The organism is Mariniflexile sp. HMF6888 (genome assembly GCF_044335535.1).
In the GTDB taxonomy this organism is placed as follows: Bacteria; Bacteroidota; Bacteroidia; order Flavobacteriales; family Flavobacteriaceae; genus Mariniflexile.
This window is the reverse complement of the sequence record NZ_JBIQVZ010000032.1, coordinates 1-466: the sequence shown is the minus strand read 5'-3', so window position 1 is coordinate 466 and position 466 is coordinate 1. Positions and strand designations below refer to the sequence as shown.

The following is a 466-nucleotide window of genomic DNA, read 5'->3' as shown; positions in this document are numbered from 1 at the left end:
TGACCGCAGCGGGGTTGGGCTGTCGTTCTACAACGACAAGAACGGGAACACGCTGCAGAAGGGGGCCAAGTTCTCTTTTGCGCACCACCTAATCCTGGACTACTATTCCAAGCAGTACCTGTCGCTCGGTATCTCCTATAACATAAACAGTTTCAGGATCGATACCAGCAAGTTCACCGATGGCACGGCCCAGCCTCCGGTCTCCAACCCGGTGATAACCGACGACAGGGCCACCACCAACCACAATTTTGACGTTGGGGTGCTGTACAGGAACAAGGGGTTCTTTGCGAGCTTCAACGCCAACAACCTCCTTGAGAAGAAGATCGACGAGGACATCCGTGTCGCCGAGCCCAGCCTGCTTCTGAACTACCAGATATACTCCGGTTATACCTTTAGGGGCCCTAAGAAGAGCGGCCTGGAGTTCGAGCCCTCGGTCTATTACCAGATGTTCAGCAGTGACAAGCGG

At 54.5% G+C, this 466-nt stretch carries 1 protein-coding gene; it reads left to right on the top strand.

Features of this window, described 5'->3' with window-relative positions:
- The coding region (locus ACGLWY_RS18665; protein WP_396621190.1) for a PorP/SprF family type IX secretion system membrane protein at positions 1-466 on the top strand (466 nt) is incomplete at both ends.